At 71.7% G+C, this 18,004-nt stretch carries 11 protein-coding genes; all 11 read right to left on the reverse strand.

All coding sequences use genetic code 11. The annotated features are described in order from the left end of the window. Window positions 1-97: 97 nt before the first annotated feature. The 11 genes from H1226_RS22695 to H1226_RS22745 all read right to left on the reverse strand — a co-directional run bounded on the left by H1226_RS22695 (window position 98) and on the right by H1226_RS22745 (window position 17,764). Complete coding sequence (locus H1226_RS22695) at window positions 98-1,030, reverse strand: heme o synthase (protein ID WP_258342434.1); 933 nt, start codon at window positions 1,028-1,030, stop codon at window positions 98-100. Beyond that, window positions 1,027-1,407, reverse strand: coding sequence for a DUF3817 domain-containing protein (locus H1226_RS22700; RefSeq protein WP_309148750.1), 381 nt, complete (start codon window positions 1,405-1,407; stop codon window positions 1,027-1,029). The genes H1226_RS22695 and H1226_RS22700 overlap by 4 nt, the downstream gene beginning before the upstream one ends. A gap of 114 nt (window positions 1,408-1,521) precedes the next feature. Next, window positions 1,522-2,628, reverse strand: coding sequence for an LLM class flavin-dependent oxidoreductase (locus tag H1226_RS22705; RefSeq protein ID WP_225044415.1), 1,107 nt, complete (start codon window positions 2,626-2,628; stop codon window positions 1,522-1,524). 134 nt (window positions 2,629-2,762) lie between these two features. Beyond that, window positions 2,763-4,106: a lysine N(6)-hydroxylase/L-ornithine N(5)-oxygenase family protein gene (locus H1226_RS22710; protein WP_258342438.1), complete on the reverse strand. Its 1,344-nt coding sequence runs from the start codon at window positions 4,104-4,106 to the stop codon at window positions 2,763-2,765. A 66-nt stretch (window positions 4,107-4,172) separates the two neighbouring features. Continuing rightward, window positions 4,173-5,006, reverse strand: a complete 834-nt coding sequence (locus H1226_RS22715) for a siderophore-interacting protein (RefSeq protein WP_258342439.1) — start codon at window positions 5,004-5,006, stop codon at window positions 4,173-4,175. Between the two features lie 134 nt (window positions 5,007-5,140). Further along, a complete protein-coding gene (locus H1226_RS22720; RefSeq protein WP_258342443.1) occupies window positions 5,141-6,556 on the reverse strand; it encodes a DHA2 family efflux MFS transporter permease subunit in 1,416 nt (471 codons plus the stop codon). 18 nt (window positions 6,557-6,574) lie between these two features. Continuing rightward, window positions 6,575-6,772, reverse strand: a complete 198-nt coding sequence (locus H1226_RS22725; RefSeq protein WP_224960315.1) for an MbtH family protein — start codon at window positions 6,770-6,772, stop codon at window positions 6,575-6,577. Further along, on the reverse strand, window positions 6,769-13,926 hold the full coding sequence (locus tag H1226_RS22730; RefSeq protein ID WP_258342444.1) for an amino acid adenylation domain-containing protein: 7,158 nt from the start codon (window positions 13,924-13,926) through the stop codon (window positions 6,769-6,771). Before H1226_RS22730 ends, H1226_RS22725 begins: the two co-directional genes overlap by 4 nt. A 396-nt stretch (window positions 13,927-14,322) precedes the next feature. Then, entirely contained in the window at window positions 14,323-15,639 is a 1,317-nt protein-coding gene (locus H1226_RS22735) for a GNAT family N-acetyltransferase (RefSeq protein WP_258342446.1), read from the reverse strand. Window positions 15,640-16,118: 479 nt separating this feature from the next. Beyond that, entirely contained in the window at window positions 16,119-16,880 is a 762-nt protein-coding gene (locus H1226_RS22740) for an amino acid ABC transporter ATP-binding protein (RefSeq protein WP_309148751.1), read from the reverse strand. Beyond that, window positions 16,877-17,764 carry an amino acid ABC transporter permease gene (locus H1226_RS22745; RefSeq protein WP_224960307.1) on the reverse strand — a complete coding sequence of 296 codons (888 nt, stop codon included), beginning with the start codon at window positions 17,762-17,764 and terminating at the stop codon, window positions 16,877-16,879. The genes H1226_RS22740 and H1226_RS22745 overlap by 4 nt, the downstream gene beginning before the upstream one ends. Window positions 17,765-18,004 lie beyond the last annotated feature (240 nt).

The raw sequence follows: 18,004 nt of genomic DNA on the forward strand, positions 1-18,004 counted from the left end.
CGTGGGCCGGGCTCGGCCAGCACCCGGACGAGGAGCGGTGCGAGAGGCCTCCCACCACACCGACGTCCCGGCCGGACGCGACCGCGTGCGACCGACGTCAGCTGAAGGTCGGCAGGCCCACCGCGGCGTCCACCGCGATCGCCACGAACAGCACCGCCAGGTACGAGTTCGACAGGTGGAACAACGTCATCGGATTCGTCGCGCGCCCCTGCCGCACCGAAGCGTGCAGCCGCTGCGCCACGATCAGGAACGCCGCGCCGGACAGCACCGCGATCGCCACGTACACCCAGCTCGTCGCGGGCACCAGCAGCAGCGTGGAGGCGACCGTCGCCCAGCTGTACACCAGGATCCGCGCCGACACCTGCCGCGGCGTCGCCACCACCGGCAGCATCGGCACCCCGGCCCGCGCGTAGTCGTCCCGGTACTTCATCGCCAGCGACCAGAAGTGCGGCGGCGTCCACAGGAACACGACCGCGAACATCACCAGCGCCGGCCACTCGACCTTGCCCGCCACCGCGGCCCAGCCGATCACCACCGGCATGCAGCCCGCCGCACCGCCCCACACGATGTTCTGCGAGGTGCGGCGCTTGAGCAGCAGCGTGTACACGAAGACGTAGAACAGGATCGCGGCCAGCGACAACACCGCCGCCAGCAGGTTCGCCCCGATCGCCAGCACCGCGAACGACACGGCGCCCAGCACGATCCCGAAGATCAAGGCGTGCTTGCGCGGCACCTCGTAGCTCACCAGCGGACGGCTGCGGGTGCGGTGCATCACCGCATCGATGTCCGAGTCGGCCACGCAGTTCAACGCGTTCGCGCTGCCCGCCGACATGGCGCCGCCGACCAGCGTCACCAGCACCAGCCACGGCGACGGGATGCCGCGCTCGGCCAGGAACATCGCCGGGATCGTGGTGACCAGCAGCAGCTCGATGACGCGCGGCTTGGTGAGCGCGAAGTAGGCGGCCAGCACGCCGCGCCGCTTCGCAGTGGTGGTGGGAGCGGCTTCCGCCTGTTCGGGAACGGCCGTCATGAGCTCGTCGACCCGGTCGTCGCCGCGGCCTCGAACGGCAGCGGTTCACCGCCGGTGCGCAGCCGGTGCCACAGCACCACCTTGCGCTCCGCGAAGAACGCGCCGAGCGGGATCGTCCCGGCCAGCAGCACCAGCAGCATCCGGCCGTACGGGATGCGCAGCTGCACCGTCGTCACCAGCGCGACGAACAGGTACACGATGTAGAGGTAACCGTGGCCGATGCCGATCGTGGTCGTCCACGAGTCGCCCATCAGCTGCGCGGACGAACCCTCGGGCCACAGGTATTTGAACACCATCGCCAAGCACAGCAAGATGAGCAGCACCGCTGTCACGTACGCCATGACCCGGTATGCGGCCAGAACGCCAGGCTTCACCACAGATCCCTCAATCCCGCCTCTGCCACGAACACCGGAAACGACCGTACGCCACCACCGGTGCACGCCTGCGCGTGACCTGGCGGGACAGTGGTGCCGGCCACGCGATGGCGTGGCTCAGGACACTCCGGGCAGACCGTAGGCGCGGGCGATCAACTCGTAGGAGCGCAGCTTCGCGTCCCGGTCGTACAGGTTCGCGGTGAGCATCAGCTCGTCGACCTCGGTGCGTTCCCGCAGCTCCTCCAGCTCCGCGTGCACCGAATCCGGCGTGCCGTGGATCGCGTCCGCCAGCCACGAGTCCACGATGCTCTGCTCCACCGCGGAGTACGGGTAGTCCCGCGCCTCCTGCGGGCTCGGCATCCGGCCCGGGTTCCCGCTGCGCAGCCGCAGCATGCTCAACGCCATCGGACGCGCCAGGTCCAGCGCCTCCTGCTCGGTGTCGGCGGCGATCGCCTGCGCGCCGATCATCGAGTACGGCTCGGCCAGCACCTCGGAGGGTTGGAACGACTTCCGGTACAGGTCCAGCGCAGGCAGCGTGTTGCGCGCCGAGAAGTGGTGGGCGAACGCGAACGGCAACCCGAGCGCGCCCGCGACCTGCGCGCTGAACCCGCTCGAACCGAGCAACCACACCGGCGGCGCCTGCCCGTGCGGCACCGAACTCACCTCGGCGTACGGGTGGTCGGCGCTGAAACCGTCGCCGAGGAACCGCAGCAGGTCGCCCAGCTGCTCCGGGAAGTCGTCCACCGACAGCGGGCCGCTGGTGCGGCGCAGCGCCCGCGCCGTCCCCTGGTCGGTGCCGGGAGCGCGGCCGATGCCCAGGTCGATGCGACCCGGGTGCAGCGCCTGCAAGGTGCCGAACTGCTCGGCCACGACCAGCGGCGCGTGGTTCGGCAGCATCACCCCGCCCGAACCGAGGCGCAGCGTGCTCGTCGCCGACGCCAGGTGCGCGATCACCACCGGCGGGGAAGAGCTCGCGATGCCCGGCATGCCGTGGTGCTCGGCGACCCACAGCCGGTGGAATCCCCAGCGCTCGGCGGCCCGGGCGAGTTCGGTGGTGGTGGCCAGCGCCTCCCCCGGTGTCGTCTGCGCGCCGACGGGCGCGAGGTCCAAGATCGACAGCGGCACGGCCGAGCGGCCGCGGGCGGTGCCGCGGATCGGGTCGGGCCGGGATGCGGGACCGCCGGCCTCGAGGGCGGTGCGGTCCGGGTTGGCGACGGTATCCATCGCCGCTTGCAACCATCCGGCGGCGGGGCTTTGTTCCCGGGCCGCTGTGCGGGTGCTCACACGCCCGGCCGCGGGTGAACGGACCGTTCGTCCGATCTAGTTGGACGAACGGTCCGTTCACTCCCCCGCTCGGGTCAGGCCCGGTCGCCGGTGAGCGCGTAGTCCGGGTGCGCAGCCGGGGCCGGCGAGCTCCGGTGGCGCAGGATCGACTCGCGGATGTCCCCGGCCCGCACCGCACCGTTCGACAGCAGCGAGGAGGTGATGCCGTGGGTGTGCTCGGTCCCGCCTTGGAAGTACACGCCGCCGCGCACGCCGCCGGTGGTGCGCACCCGGTAGTCGCGGTCGACCTGCACCTGCCCGTCGCCGTCGCGGAGGCATTCCTCCCAGGTGCGCCCGAGGAACCGCCCGGGATCGCCGGGACGGCAGCCGGTGGCGTAGACGAGCACGTCGGAGTCGAGGACGGTGCGCTCCCCGGTCGGGAGGAATTCGACGGTGACGGCGACGCCGTCGTCGGTGGCGCGCACGTCGACGATGCGGGAGGCGTTGAGCATCCGCAGCCGTTCCTCGCCGCGCACCTTCTCCTGGTAGGCCCGCGCGTAGAGCTGCTCGATGAGTTCGAGGTCGACCACCGAGTAGTTGGTGTTGCGGTGGTAGTCCATGAGCATCTGCTTCACCCCGCTCGGCGCGGTGTAGAAGTGGTCGACCGCGTCGGGGTCGAAGATGCGGTTGGCGAAGGGGCTGTCGTCGGCGGGGGTGTGCCCGTACCGGCTGAACACCGAGCAGACCTCGGCGCCGGTGAACGTGCGGTGCAGGTAGTCGGTGACCTCGGCGGCGCTCTGACCGGCGCCGATGACGGTGAACCGGCGCGGTTCGCTGTCGCGGAGTTCGCCGACGCGGTGCATGAGTTCGAGGTTGTGCCACACGCGGTCGCCGAGCTCGGCGCCGGGCGGCAGGCTCGCTTCGAGCCCGACGGCGACGACGATGTTGCGGGCGCGGCTGGTGGTGACCTGGCCGGAACCGTGCCGCACGAGCACTTCGAAGACCTCGCCGTCCTGCACGGGCCGCACGTCGATGACTTCGGCGTCGTACTGGACGAGGTGGTCGAGCCTGCCCGCGGCCCACTCCAGGTAGTCGTGGTATTCGACGCGGGTGGGGAACATCGTCTTGTGGTTGATGAAGTCGACGAGCCTGTTCTTGTCCTGCAGGTAGGACAGGAAGGAGAAGTCGCTGGCGGGCTCCCGCATCGTCACGAGGTCCTTGAGGAACGAGACCTGCATGGTGGTGCCCTCGATGAGCATCCCGCGGTGCCAGCCGAACTGCGGTTTGCGTTCCAGGAAGCTCGCGTCGAGCCGTTCGCCCTCACCGCATCGGCGGTTGTGTTCCTCGACGGCTACGGCCAGCGCTAAGTTGGAGGGGCCGAAGCCGATGCCCAGGATGTCCTGGCCGTGGCCTTGCACGTGGGTCGGAGCCGCAGACACGGTTGTCCCTTCGCCGGTACCCGGTCGGTGTCGCGCGCGGGCACGGTGGAATCCGCAGACCGCTCGTCAGTCGCGGTCGTGGTTGTATCGATCGTGGTAGTCGGTTTCGGCCATGCCGGCCTTCCAGTAGCCGATGGCGAGCACCGACGCGGGGTCGAACCCGCGGTCCTGCCGCAGGTGGCGGCGAATTCCGCGGACGACCCCGGATTCACCGGAGACCCAGGCCGACACGTCGAGGGTGTCGGGGATGTCGAGGTCGCGGACCGCGTCGGTGAGCAGGGTGGAACGCCCCGCGGGGATCCCGTCGCGGTGCAGCCAGGTCATCCGCACGTTCGGCGGGCATTCGATGTGCTGCTGGTCGCCGCTCCCGCCGACTTCGAGGAAGACCTGTCCGCTGGCGGTGATCGGGAGCTCTTCGATGATGGAGGCGATGGCCGGCATCGCCGTCTCGTCGCCGACCAGCAGGTACCAGTCGGCTTCCCGGCAGGTGCGCCCACCGGGTCCGAGCACGCCGAGGTAGTCGCCGGGTTCTGCGCGGCGCGCCCAGGACGCGGCGACACCGTGTTCCCCGTGCATGACGAAGTCGATGTCCAGCTCGCCGCGCTGCTCGTCGTAGCGGCGCACCGTGTAGGTGCGCATCGTGGGTCGTTCGTGCGGTTCGGGCCAGTCGTAGCGGCCCTCGTCGTTGAGGACGGGGAGCACCGGGCGATGTTGACCGGGTTGCGGAACGAACACCTTCACGTTGGGCCCGCTGTGCTGCTCGCGGAATCCGGTGAGTTCCTCGCCGCCGAGGGTGATGCGCCGCATGGACGGCGAGAGCTCCGTCGTGCGCAGCACTTCCAGCGTGCGGGTCGGCGGACGGCGGTGTGCGCCGCGTCGGGGTCGGTCCGCTGTCGTCATCGGGCCTGGCGTTCCTTCCTCACTGTCTCCAGAACGATCACTGGAATTAAGGCTAGCCTAACCATAGAACGTCGGCATGTCTTCCTCCGGTGGGCCAGATCTCGCCACTCGGGCGCGACCACCCCACCGGCCCGTCAGCCGCGCCCGGCGGGCACCGCGTCGGCCCCGTCCCCGGCGTCGGCCGCGCGACCAGCGGTGGCCCCAAGTTCGCCCGGGTTCTTGATGCGCAGCGCGACCAGGACGCCGAGCAGCGCGAACCCGGCGGAGACGAGCATGGCGAAGTGGTACACCCCGAGCGAGCCGGAAGAACCCGCGCCGCCGATCGCCAGCACCCCCGCCGTCACCGCCACGCCCAGCGCCGAACCGACCTGGCGCTGCACGTTGAACAGCGTGGAGGCCCCGCCGGTGGCGGTGGCGCTGATCGTCGCGAACGCGACCACCTGCAACTCGATCGAGGCGGCGCCGACGAAGAAGCCGGAGGCGAACTGCACGACGCCCGCCGACAGCGGTCCGGTCACCAGGTTCATCGCGGCGAACGACCCGGCCGCGCCGAGCATCGCCACCGCGATCAGCAGCCGCGGACCCCACTTCGGGTGCGCCCAGGTCACCGCCTGCGAAGCCACCATCAGCCCCACCGCCTTCGGCAGCGTCACCAGGCCCGTCTCCCACGGCGAGGCGCCCATCCCCGACTGGTACATCAACGTGAACCCGTAGAGGGTGCCGAGGAACCCGGCCACGCACGTCGCCAGGATCAGGCTGGCCCGCCGGAACGAGGCGTCGCCGAACAACCGCACGTCCAGCATCGGCTGCCGCGACCGCAGCTGGCTCACCACCAGCGCCACCAGGCACCCGACGCCGACCGCGCCGGCCAGGTAGAAGTGCGGCGAACCGGGCCCGCGCATCGACACCGCGTCCAGCGCGTACATCAGCAGCCCCAGGCCGGGCGCGGCGAGCGCGAACCCGACCAGGTCGAACCGCTTGTGCACCGATTCGACGTGCTCCCGCAGCCGCAGCGCTCCGTACACCAGCGCCAGCACCCCGAACGGCACGTTCACGAAGAAACCCCACCGCCAGGTGAGCTGCTCCACGAACAGCCCGCCGAGCACCGGCCCCAGCGCGGGGGCGACGGCGGTCGGGATCACCAGCACCCGGGACAGCTTGATCCGCTCCTGCGGCGGGTAGGCGCGGAACAGCATGGTCAGCGCCACCGGGCTCAGCACCCCGCCGCCCGCGCCCTGCACGATGCGGGCGAGGGTCAGCTGGGTGAGGTCCTGCGCCGCCCCGCACAGCGCGGAGGCCAGCACGAACGCGCCGAACGCGGCCAGGAACACCTTCTTCGTGCCGAACCGGTCGCCGAGCCACCCCGACACCGGGATGCACACCGCGAGGCTCACCAGGTAGCCGATGTTGATGGCGCTGGTGGCGCTCGGCGGCACCCCGAACTCGGCGCCGATGGCGGGCAGCGCCACGTTCACGATGGTGGCGTCCATGCCGTTCATGAACATCGCGGCGACGTAGACGACGCAGACCGCGACCTTGGGGTCGTTCACACGCATTGGTTTCCCGATTTACACGCTGTTGCGGGCCGGGCGGATGTCCGTCCAGTGCACCTCGATGTGGTCCAGGCAGGACTTCCGGTCGGCGGGGCCGTGGGCGACGGTCCAGCCGTCGGGCACCCGGATCCGCTCCGGCCACAGCGAGTACTGGTCCTCGTCGTTGATCAGGGCGTAGAACGAGCCGTCGGCGTCGTCGAACGGGTTGCTCATGCTCCGGAACTCCTTCGTCGGTCGGAGGCGGTTCGCTGGTCGGAGGCGGTTCGCCGGTCGGAGGCGGTTCGCCGGTCGGGCTCCGCGGCGCCGCGGAGCCGATCTTCGACGATGGCCGCGATCTCGGCGAGCGGGGCGGGGCGGGTCATGTCCTTGTGCTCGCAGGCGATGTCGTGGTTCTCCACGACGCCGTCCACGTACGGCTCCCACATCCGGGGGGTGAGCGAGGCCTTCGCCTGGTTCTCGGTGGCGGTGAAGAACAGCAGGTCGCCGTGGAAGGTGCCGTGGTCGGCCTCGTTCTCCAGCACTGCGCAGTTGGCGAAGTTGTCGATGATCGCCTTGACGGTGTGCTCTTCGAGGTTGGCCAGGGCGCTGCCCTCGGCGGAGAGGATCTCCATCACGTCCGCGCGGCGCAGCGGCCCGTCGCCGAGCCGCGCCATGTCGTAGCCCGCCATGTACAGCAGCGCCTTGAGCGCCTCCTCCTCGGTGGGCAGCACGTCCCACACGTCCTTCGGGTACGAGTCCAGCATGCACAGGAACCGGACCTGTTCGCCCTGGTCCTGCAGCTGGGTGCTCATCTCGTGGGCGATGACGCCGCCGAAGGACCAGCCGAGGAAGTGGTACGGCCCGTGCGGTTGCACGGTGCGCACGTGCTCCAGGTATTCGGCGGCCATCGCGGCGAGGTCGTCGAGCACCGGTGCCGGTTCGTCGAGCCCCCGGGACTGCAGGCCGTAGAGCGGGCGCTGCGGGTCGATGTGCTTCATCAGCCCGGAGAACGGCCAGGCGAGCCCGGCGGCCGGGTGCACGCAGAACAGCGGTTCCTCCGTCCCGTCGGTGCGCAGCGGCAGCAGGATGCCCAGCGCGTCGCCCTTGCCGCCGGTGCGGACCCGCGCGCCGAGGCCGGCGACGGTGGGGGCGGCGAACAGGCTGCCGACGTTGAGCTTCACGCCGAGCGCCTCGTCGATGCGGGCGATCAGCCGGGCCGCGAGCAGCGAGTGCCCGCCCAGGTCGAAGAACCCGTCGTGCACCCCGACCCGCGGTAGTTCGAGGACTTCCGCGAACAGCTCGCACAGCACTTCTTCGGTGGGGTCGCGCGGCACGGCGGAGCCGACGGCGGCGGCCAGGTCGGGTTCGGGCAGCGCGGCGCGGTCCAGCTTGCCGTTCGGCATCAGCGGCAGCGCGTCCACGAACACGATCGCGGCGGGCACCATGTAGTCCGGCAGCGATTCGGCGACGTGCGCGCGCAGTTCCGCCTGCTCCACGTCCTGCTGGGCGACGACGTAGCCGATGAGCCGCTTGTCACCGGGCCGGTCCTCGCGGACCACGGTGGCGACCTGGCCGACCGCGGGGTGGCGGGCCAGCGCGGCTTCGACCTCGCCGGGTTCGATGCGGAAGCCGCGGATCTTGACCTGGTCGTCGGCGCGCCCGGCGAAGTCCAGCGCCCCGTCGGAACGCCACCGCACCAGGTCGCCGGTGCGGTACATCCGGGAGCCGGGGGCGCCGTACGGGTCGGCGACGAAGCGTTCCGCGGTGAGCCCGGGCCGCTTCAGGTAGCCGTGCGCGAGCCCGGTGCCGGAGACGTACAGCTCGCCGACGACGCCCGGCGGCACCGGGCGCAGCGCCGCGTCGAGCACGTACAACCGGGTGCCGGGGTCGGGGACGCCGATGGGCACGGAGGTGCCGGTGTCCGGTGCGCAATCCCACAGCGTGGAGTTCACGGTCGCCTCGGTCGGCCCGTAGCAGTTCAGCATCCGGCGGTCCCGGGACCAGCGCTGCACCAGGTCGGCGGGCACCTTCTCCGCGCCGCACAGCAGGGTCGCGTTCGGCGGCAGGTCCACCTCGGGCGGGAACATGCCCATCACGGACGGGCCGATGGCCAGGTGCGTCACCCCGTGCTCGGCGGCGTAGTCGGCCAGCGGCGCGCCCGGCACCCGCCGGTCGGCGGGCACCACGACGAGGGTGCCGCCGGAGAGCAGACCCATGCAGATCTCCCAGAACGCCACGTCGAAGCTCGGCGAGGCGAACTGCAGCACCCTGCTCTCGGCGGTGACGCCGACCCGCTGCGCCTGGGTGGCGACGAGCCCGGCGACCCCGGTGTGCGGGACGACGACCCCCTTGGGCCTGCCGGTGGAGCCGGAGGTGTAGATCACGTACGCGGGATCATCCGCAGTGGACTTGCGAGGCGGGGTACCGGTGGGCCGGGCGGTGAGCGCCGTGCGCACCTCCGCGTCGTCCAGCAGCACCGCGGGCGCCCCCTCGGGGACGCGGTCCGAACGCGCCAGCACCAGGCCCGGCTCCGCGTCGTCGATCATGTGCTGCAACCGGTCCGCCGGGTAGTCCGGGTCCAGCGCCAGGTAGGCCGCGCCGGAGGCCAGCACCGCCAGCAGACCGATGATCAGCTCCGGGGAGCGCGGCAGCATCACGCCGACGATCCGGCCGGGGGCAGCACCGCGCTCGATCAGCAGGTGCGCCAGCGCGTTCACCCGCTCGCCCAGTTCGGCATAGCTGAGCTCCACGTCCTCGAACACCAGCGCCGGCTCGTCCGGGTGCGCCGCGATCCGCGCGTCGAGCAGGTCGGGGAAGGTCGCGGGCCGCACGTCCTGCTCCGGCACCGCGTCGCCCCAGCGGAAGATCCGCCGCCGCTCCTCGGCGTCCAGCAGGTCCAGGTCGCCGATCGGGGTGTCCGGGGCGGCCGCGGCGGCGGTCAGCAACCGCACGAAGCGGGCGGTGAGCGCTTCCACGCTGCGCTGCTCGAACAGGTCGGCGCTGAACTGGGCGACGCCGTCGACCCCGTCGCCGGTCTCGCGCATGCTCAGCGCCAGGTCGAACTTCGCCGCCCCGGCGTCCACAGTATCCACAGTGGATTCGAGGCCGGGGAGTTCGGCGTGCACCGCCTCCGCCTCGCCCCAGTAGGCCAGCATCACCTGGAACAGCGGGTGCCGGGCCAGCGAACGCGACGGGTTGAGCACCTCGGCGAGCCGCTCGAACGGCAGTTCCGCGTGGTCGTAGGCGGCCAGGTCGGCCTGGCGCACCCGGTCCAGCAGTTCCGCGAACGTCGGCTCCCCGGAGGTGTCGGTGCGCAGCACGAGGCTGTTCACGAAGAACCCGACGAGCTCGTCGAGCCGGTCGTCGCCGCGACCCGCCACCGGGGTGCCGATGGGGATGTCGGTGCCCGCGCCGAGCCTGGTCAGCAACGCGGCCAACCCGGCCTGCACCACCATGAACGGGCTGGCCCGGTGCGCCGCGGCCAGCGCCCGCAGGTCCCGGTGCAGCGCGGCGTCGAGGGAGAACCGCACGGTGCCGCCGCGGTGGCTGGGCGCCGCGGGCCGCTGGTGGTCGGTGGGCAGCGCCAGCTCGTCGGGCAGCCCGGCCAGCTCCGCCCGCCAGAACGCGAGTTCGCGGGCGGCGAGGCTGTGCTCGTCCTGCTCGTCCCCGAGCAGTTCCCGTTGCCACAGCGCGTAATCCGCGTACTGCACCGGCAGCGGCGCCCACTCCGGTGCCGCACCGCGCAGCCGGGCGGCGTAGGCGGTCGCCAGGTCGCGCAGCAACGGCGCCATCGACCACTCGTCGGTGGCGATGTGGTGCAGCAGCACCAGCAGCACGTGCTCCCGCTCGCCGGTGCGGAACAGCTCGGCGCGCAGCGGCGGCTCCTGCGCCAGGTCGAAGCCGTGCCGGGCCGCGGTTTCCAGCGCCTCGTCCAGTTCGGCGGCGGCGACCTCGTGCACCGGCAGCTCCGGTGCGGCGGCGGGCAGCACCCGCTGCCGCGGCTCGCCCTGCCGGTCCGGGAACGTGGTGCGCAGGCTCTCGTGCCTGCCGACGACGTCACCGAGCGCGGCGCGCAACGCCGCCACGTCCAGCTCGCCGGACAGCCGCACCCCGATCGGCAGGTTGTAGGTGGCGCTCGGCCCCTCCAGCCGGTGCAGGAACCACAGCCGCTGCTGGGCGAACGACAACGGCACCTCGTCCGGGCGCGGCACCGGTCGCAGCTCCGGGCGGGCCCGCAGCGCCGGTCCCAGCCGCCGCACCAGCCCCGCCACCGTCGGGTGGTCGAACAGGGTGCGGATGGAGACCTCCACCCCGAGCTCGCCGCGCACCCGCGCCAGCAGCCGCGTCGCCAGCAGCGAATGCCCGCCGAGGTCGAAGAACCCGTCGTCGATGCCGACCTCCGGCACCCCGAGCACCTCGCCGAACAACCGGCACAGCGCCGATTCGACCTGGTCCCGCGGGGCACGGCCGGTGGCCTGCGCCGCGAAGTCCGGCGCGGGCAGCGCGCGGACGTCCAGCTTCCCGTTCGCCGTCAACGGCAACGTGTCCAGCAGCACCACCGCGGACGGCACCATGTAGTCCGGCAGCTCCGCGGCCAGGTGCGCGCGCAGCTCCGCCGGGTCGGCGGTCGACACCGCGTAGCCGACCAGCCGGTGGTCGCCCGGCTGGTCCTCGCGCGCCACCACCGTCGCCTGCGAGACCTGCGGGTGCGCGGCGAGGCGGGCCTCGATCTCGCCGAGCTCGATGCGGAACCCGCGGATCTTCACCTGGTGGTCGGCGCGGCCCACGAACTCCAGCAGGCCGCCGTCGCGCCACCGGGCCAGGTCGCCCGAGCGGTACATCCGGGTGCCGCCCGCGCCGAACGGGTCGGCGACGAACCGGGACGCGGTCAGCCCGCGCCGTCCCAGGTAGCCGCGCGCCAGGCCCGCCCCGGCGATGTAGAGCTCGCCGACCACACCCGGCGGCACCGGCTGCAGGTTCTCGTCCAGCAGGTACACCCGCAGGTCCGGGATGCCGCGGCCGATGAGGCTGCCGTCGCGGCGCGCCACCAGCTCGCGGTCCAGCTCCACGTACGAGACGTGCACCGTCGTCTCGGTGATCCCGTACATGTTGATCAACTTGGGTGCGTCGGGGTGCCGCGCGTACCAGTCGTCGAGCCGGGACAGGTCCAGCGCCTCACCGCCGAACACGACGCGGCGCAACGCCAGCTCCCGGCTCGGTTCCGGCGCGTTCCGGTCCGCCTCGACGAGCTGGTAGAACGCCGACGGCGTCTGGTTCAGCACCGTCACCCGCTCCCGCACCAGCAGGTCCAGGAAGTCCTCCGGGGAACGGCTCACCTCGTGCGGCACCACCACCAGCCTGCCGCCGTGCAGCAGCGCGCCCCACAGCTCCCACACCGAGAAGTCGAAGGCGTACGAGTGGAACAGCGTCCACACGTCCTCGGTGCCGAACCCGAACCACGGCTCCGTCGCGGTGAACAGGCGCACCACGTTGTGGTGCGGGATGACCACGCCCTTCGGCTGCCCCGTCGAACCGGACGTGTAGATGACGTACGCGGCGTGGTCCGGGGTCAGCGGGCCGCGCTCGCCGCCGAGCGGATCCCGCTGCGAGTGCTCGGCGATCTGCGCGGCGCTCGCCGGGTCGTCCAGCAGCAGCCGCGGGATGTCGGCGGGCAGGTTCTCGTGGTGCGCGGTGTCGCTGATCAGCATCGCCGGCTCGGAATCCGCCACGATGTAGGCGATGCGGCTCGCCGGGTTCCCCGGGTCCAGCGGCAGGTAGGCGGCACCGGCCTTGAGCACCGCCAGCACCGACACCACCAGCTCCGCCGAGCGCGGCAGCGCCAGCGCCACCAGCTGCTCCGGGCCGACGCCGTGGTCGATCAGGCAGTGCGCCAAGCGGTTCGCCCGCGCGTCCAGGTCCGTGTACGTCAGCTGCTCGTCGCCCCAGGTCAGCGCCACCGCTTCCGGGGTGCGGCGGACCTGGTCCTCGAACAGTTCCGGCAGCGTCTTCGCCGACAGGTCGGGGCCGACCGGGCCGCCGTTCCACTCCTCCAGCACCAGCCGCCGCTCGTCGGCGGACAGCAGGTCCAGCTCGCCGACCGCGCCGTCCCCCGCGGCGAACCGGTCCAGGAAGCGCAGGAACCGCTCGCGGTGCGCGTCGACCTCGTCGCCGGTGTACAGGTCGGGGTTCGCGTCGAACTCGAAGCGCATCCCGGTGCCCGCCGTGTACACCGACACCGTCAGGTCCTCCACCGGGCCCGCGGCCAGGTTGTGCACCGTCGAGGTGTGCTCGCCGAAGCACAGGTCGTAGTCGAACGCCTTCACGTTGATCATCGAGCCGAACAGCGGGCGATCGGTGCCCAGCAGCCGCAGGTCCCGGCGCAGGTCCTCGCCCCGGTACTGCTGGTGCTTGCGCACCTGCCGCACGGCCTTCGCGACCTGCGCGATCAGCTCGTCCCGGGTCGTCTCCGGGGTGACGGCCAGCCGCAGCGGCAGCACGTTCACCACCATGCCCGGCACCCGCGACGCCGCCGAACCGAGCCGCCCCATCACCGGCAGGCCCAGCACCACTTCGCGCCGGCCCGTCACCCGGTGCAGGTAGGCGGCGAACGCGGCGATGAACGCGTCCGGCCAGATCGTGCGGCTCTGCTGCGCGGCACCCGCCAACGCGTCCGCCGCACCCGAACCCACGTCGGCGACGCGGCGCACGAAGGTGCGCGCGGTGCGGCCCGACCGGCCCGCCAGCGTCGTCGCCTCCGGCTCGTCGGCGAACGACTCGCGCCAGAACCGCCGGTCCCGCTCGAACTTGTCCGACCCGCGGTAGTCCTGCTCCGCGTCGAGCAGCGCCGACAGCGGCTCGAACGGCGAATCCGCCGGCTTCTCGCCCGCGACCAGCGCCGAATAGGCCTCCGCGACCCGGCGCAGCACGATCGAGAAGCCGTAGCCGTCGATCGCCACGTGGTGGATCCGCTGGTACCAGAGCCAATGGTCGTCGGCGAGCTTCACCAGCGCCGCCGTGAACAACCTGCCCCGCTGCCCGCCGACCGTCAGGTCGACCGGTTCCGCCAGGTCCGCGCGCATCCACCTCAGCGCCGCCGCCAGCGGATCCGCGTCGCCGCTGACGTCCACGACCGGCAGGTCCAGGTGCCACGGCGGGTCGATCACCTGGCGCGGGCCGTCCGCCGCCTCCACCACCCGGATGCGCAGCGACTCCGCCTCGGCGAGCACCACGTTGAGCGCGTCCTCGAACAGCTCCGGCTCCACCGGGCCGTGGATCTCGACGTACTCGCTCGTGTTGTAGATCGGGTTCGCGCGGTCGAGGGCCTGCGCGAACCAGATCCCCGCCTGCGCGGCGGACAGCGGCAGCGACACGTCCAGAGGCTCCGGCATCGTTCTCCCCCACGGGACACGGACAAAGTAAGGCTAACCTTATTTCACCGTCCGCCGGGTGACCAGAACCCCTGCTGCGTGCGCTACCTCTCAGCGGGGAGGCGTCCACCCGGCGGTAACCACCCGAGCCCGTGGAGTGAACGGACCGTTCGTCCCATCTAGTTGGTCGAACGGTCCGTCGACTCGGGCTGCGCACCCGCGGCGGAGGACCTGGATCCGCCCGCCCCGGGAACGAGCGAACGGACCGTTCGCCCAATCCCGTTGGACGAACGGTCCGTTCACCGTCGAAGTCCTCCCACCCACCGCGCCGGACCATCGTCCGCGAGCACCGGGGTGAACGGACCGTTCGTCCCGTAGAACCGGACGAACGGTCCGTTCACCTGCGCGGGAGAGCTGTCAGCGGTCGTGCACCATCAACGCCGAGTTCTTGCCGGGCAGCCCGACCTCGCGGGCTCGGACGAAACCCGCCTTCCCGAACGCCGCCACCGACGCTCCGTTGTGGACGTTCGGCTCGGCGACGACCCGCGCGCATTCCGGATCCGCCGCCAGCAGGCCGTGAGCCACCGCCTCCAGCAGCGACGAGCCGAAACCGCGCCCGATGGCGTCCTTCTCCCCGATCGCGATGTGCACGCCGAGATCACGCGGGTGCAGCGGGTAGCAGGTGGCGAGCTTGTCGCGGACCACCCGGTACAGCTCGACGTAGGCGACGTCCCGCCCGTCGCGCCGCACGATGCACGGCACCGAGTGCTGCCCGCCGAGCTGTGCGCCGAGCTCGTCCCGCCAGCGCTGCAACGACCACGCCTGGTTCCAGTTGACCGCCACGTGGTCTTCGTTCATCCACCGGTGCACCAGCTCCGGGTCATCCGAGTCCAGCGCGACCGGCCGCAACGACCAGCCGTCGCCGAGTTCCGGGACCGGCACCCCGGGCACGCCGTCCGCGGCGGTGGCGCGCATCGGGTTCGGCACCTCGTAGCGCACGGGCGAGACCGCCACCTTGCCCTCGGCCAGGTAGCGCAGTCCGGAACCGTTGAGCACCGCCAGGTCGGTCAGGGTGGCGCTGTCGAGCCAATGCCGGATGACCCGCTCGGTGTCGGGGTAGGTGTCGGCGAGCGCGCCCAGCTCCTCGGCCAGCGCGACCAGCAGTTCCTGCTCGTCGGCGACTCCGCGCAGTCCGAACCGGCCGATGGCGGCCAGCGAGCGGCGGGTCAGCAGCCGGGCGGTCACCTCGGCCAGGTCGGCGCGCTCGTCGAGGTTGCGCAGCGCCGGCGTCACCGTGCTCTCCACGTGCGAGGCGAGCCAGCGCCGCGCCTCGTCCTGCGACGACACGCCCTGCCCGAGCACGTCGACCTCGTCGTTGCCCGTCAGCGGATCCACCGCGCCGGTGCGGACCGCGTCCAGCAGCCAGTCCAGCAGCGTGCCCGAACCTTCGGCGTTGATCGGGGCGTCCGCGGTGGCCCGGCCGCGTGCATCCGCCGAGCACGCCGCGGCCAGCAGCGCGGAGTCGGCGAGGTCACCGGAGTCCGCCACCCGGATCGGTCCGAACCCGTGCGCGCCGGTCGGTGAGCGGTAGGTGACCTCGGTGGTGAACCGCAGCGGCCCGATCGTCACCTTCAGCGAACCCGCTTCGATCGGGGTGTGCGTTTCCGCGAGCCACCTCCGCAACAACAGCGCCGCCCGCGGGTCCACCTGCACGTTCTCGGCCACACCTGTCACACGCCACCTCTTCACGCTGCGTTGGGAACGCCGACCCTAACTCAGCCGACCGGGTAAACGGACCTGCGTTCTCCGGTGCCCCCCGGTCACCGCCTTCGCGGAGTGAACGGACCGTTCGACCAACTAGATGGGACTAACGGTCCGTTCACCCGAAACCTCGCACGGCCGACCGGGTGAGACAGCTCCAGTGCCCGTCCCTCCACTCCGGGCGCCGGGTGAACGGACCGTTCGTCCAAGCGGATCGGACCAACGGTCCGTTCACCCCTGACGGCCGGCGGCAGCGGGGAGCTCCGAGCAGCATCGGCCGGAGTGAACGGACCGCTTGACCAACTAGATGGGACCAACGGTCCGTTCACTCCAGGACCGGCGGGGCGGGCGCGGCACTCGGCACCGCCCCGGCGCACCACGACAGCACCGGAGTGAACGGACCGTTCGACCAACTAGATCGGACGAACGGTCCGTTCACTCCGGAACGGGGGTCAGAGGACTCGGTCCAGGAACTCCCGCGTCCGCGCCTCCCGCGGCGCGAGCAGCACTTCCGCGGGCGGGCCCGATTCGACGACCAGGCCGTCGTCCAGGAACACCACGGAGTCCGCGACCTCCCGGGCGAAACCGATCTCGTGGGTGACGACGACCATGGTGAGCCCGCCGCGGGCGAGATCCTTCATCACGGCGAGCACTTCACCGACCAGCTGCGGGTCGAGCGCGCTGGTGGGTTCGTCGAACAGCAGCACCTTCGGTTCCACGGCGACGGCCCGCGCGATCGCCACCCGCTGCTGCTGTCCGCCGGAGAGCCGCCGCGGGTAGGAGTCGGCGTGCTCGGCGAGCCCGACGTCGCGCAACGCGGCCAGCGCCCGCACCGATGCGTCCTTCGTGGACAGTCGCCGCACGCCGACGAGCGCCTCGGCCACGTTGCCGAGCGCGGTCATGTGCGGGAACAGGTGGAACCCCTGGAAAACCATGCCGATCTCGGCGCGCTGCCGGGCGATGATCCGGTCCGGCAGTTCGTGCAGCTTGCCGCCCGCTTCCCGGTATCCGACGAGCGATCCGCCCACCTGCACCCGGCCGGCGTCGACCTTCTCCAGGTGGTTGATGCACCGCAGCAGCGTGCTCTTGCCGGAGCCGGACGGCCCGATGACGCAGGTGACGGACCCCTCGGCGACGGTGAGGTCGACGCCGCGCAGCACCGGCACCGGCCCGAAGCTCTTCCGCACGCCGCGGACATCGATCATCGCGGTCATCGCCCGCCTCCCAGGACTCGCCGCCACGACACCGGTTCCGCTTCGCTCCGGGTCCCGCGGGCGTAGTGCCGTTCGACGCGGTGCTGGGCGATGGTCAGCAGCGAGGTGACGATCAGGTACCAGGCGGTCGCGACCAGCAGCAGCGGAATCACCTGGTAGTTGCGGTTGTAGATCAGCTGCACCGAGTGCAGCAGGTCGTGCACGGCGATGACGCTGACGATCGAGGTGCCCTTCAACGTGCCGATGAGCATGTTCGCGGCGGGCGGCACGATGGCGCGCATCGCTTGCGGCAGCACGACGCGCCGCAGGATCCGGCCGCGCGTCATCCCCAGCGCCTGCGCCGATTCGGACTGCCCGGGGTCGACGGAGAGGATGCCACCGCGCACCACTTCCCCCGCGTAGGCCGCTTCGTGCAGCACGAGCCCGATCACCGCGGTCGTGACGCCGCCGAGCAAGTCCACCGTGCTGGTGGAGAACTCCCCCACACCGATCACCGGGTACAGCGCGCCGATGTTGAACCAGAACAGCAGCTGCACCAGCACCGGAACCGACCGGAAGAACCAGGTGTAGCCCCAGCTCACGGCGGCGAGCACCGGGTTCCCGGACAGCCGCAGCACCGCCAGCACGGTGCCGAGCGCGAACCCGAGCACCATCGTCACCGCGGTGAGCCACACCGTCAGCCACAACCCGTGCAACACCGCGGGCGTGGCGAAGTAGGCGCCGACGACGTTCCACTGGAAGTTCGGGTTCGTCGCCACCGAGAACACCGCGCCGGCCAGCAGCGCCAGCACGAGCACCGCGGCCGCCCAGCGGAACGGGCGGCGCAGCGGCACCACTTCGGGGACGTCCGCGACGGGCGTCGGGACGACTCGCAGTTCGGACATGATCTCCCTCCTGTGCAAGGGAATCGGGAGTTCGAACATCCATCCCGCGCCGAGTCCGGTCAAGACCGCGCCCTCCCCGTCCCACCCTGTGGCCACCGTTGACACCTCCGGTCGAACCCGGTGAAGCTCGTCGCGTGCCCGCCCGTACGTGCTTGGTCGCGCGAACTCACATCGACCTCGGCCTGGTGTGGTCGGCGTCCTGTCGACGCCACCGCTGAACCCAGGCCCGCCGCGCCCCGC

Source organism: Saccharopolyspora gregorii, from assembly GCF_024734405.1.
In the GTDB taxonomy this organism is placed as follows: Bacteria; Actinomycetota; Actinomycetes; order Mycobacteriales; family Pseudonocardiaceae; genus Saccharopolyspora_C; species Saccharopolyspora_C gregorii.